The organism is Moorena sp. SIO4E2 (assembly GCF_010671945.1).
Taxonomy (GTDB): Bacteria; Cyanobacteriota; Cyanobacteriia; order Cyanobacteriales; family Coleofasciculaceae; genus Moorena; species Moorena producens.
In genome coordinates this window covers 1-1,041 of record NZ_JAAHIE010001427.1, presented here as the reverse complement: position 1 = coordinate 1,041, position 1,041 = coordinate 1, and the positions used below count along the sequence as shown (strand labels likewise).

Below are 1,041 nucleotides of genomic sequence, written 5' to 3'. Positions count from 1 at the left end.
CTTAATATTCCAACCCAGTTAAGGGCAGTTGAGGTTAACGTTGTCCTTGTTTTAGATCCAGTTTCATCAGTTGAGAAGCAGGAATTAAACTATGATTTTTCTGATTTGGTGGGGCGATTAACCTTTGGGGGAGATGCGGTAGCTATGCAAAGGAATCTAAGGGATGAGTGGTAATCGCTATGTAAGCATTCAGCCGTCAACTGTCAGCAGTCAGCTTAAAATCAACCTTCCGTAGCGTGAGCCGTTCCCTTAGGGTGCCCCAATGAACAATGGGAAAACAGGCAAATTTAATATTGATAGATTAATGAGAATTGAAAGTCTTCAGAAAAGTCCTTGGCCAAGGCCAAAGGCTGAACGCGCACGCGTGCGCGTAGCGCTTAAGCTGAACGCGCACGCGTGTGCGTAGCACATAAGCTGATACGCTATATATAGTCGATGACAATAAATTTACCTATCAAAATAGAAAACCTACCTAGAAGTTTACCCCTCGATGGCGCTGTCAGTATCGATTTAGTCGAAGGAGTGCCAATTTTTCGTGCTTCTAGTTTAGTGATTGAACGAATTGAAAGATTACTCACCAAACAAAAAGAAGCTGCTCTCACGGACAAGGAATAAAAAGAATTGGATGGCTATGAATAATTAGATGATTATTTAAGTTTATTTAATCGTATTATTCGTAATAAGTCGATAACTACAAAATGACTATATAGCGGTTTTAAATTAAGTGAGCTAAATGTTTTTAGGGAGCAGGGAGCAGGGAGCAGGGAGCAGGGAGCAGGGAGCAGGGAGCAGAGAATAAGTATACAGTGAGTTGCATTACTAGCAGATCGCACTAACTAGGCTGCTGTATTGATAGTTGGTTCGGGAATATTTTCACCTGTTTCTTGATAGGCTATTACCAAAGATTCTAAAGCTTCAGTTCCATTATTAACCGCTTCTTCATAAGTATCGCCATGAGTCCGCCATTGTTGTCCGGGGAAGTCGGGAAAACCAACTAAAAAACAATTATCTTATTCTGACCATTGAATTATCATTTGATAT

At 40.7% G+C, this 1,041-nt stretch carries 1 protein-coding gene and 1 pseudogene; one reads left to right on the top strand and one right to left on the bottom strand.

Features of this window, described 5'->3' with window-relative positions; genetic code table 11:
- The first annotated feature begins 435 nt into the window (after nucleotides 1–435).
- A complete protein-coding gene (locus F6K37_RS44215; RefSeq protein ID WP_287257457.1) occupies nucleotides 436–615 on the top strand; it encodes a hypothetical protein in 180 nt (59 codons plus the stop codon).
- 221 nt (nucleotides 616–836) lie between these two features.
- On the opposite strand, the pseudogene F6K37_RS44210 reads toward F6K37_RS44215, so the two are convergent.
- Nucleotides 837–1,041, bottom strand: a pseudogene (locus F6K37_RS44210) (type II toxin-antitoxin system HicB family antitoxin); the annotation flags it as partial.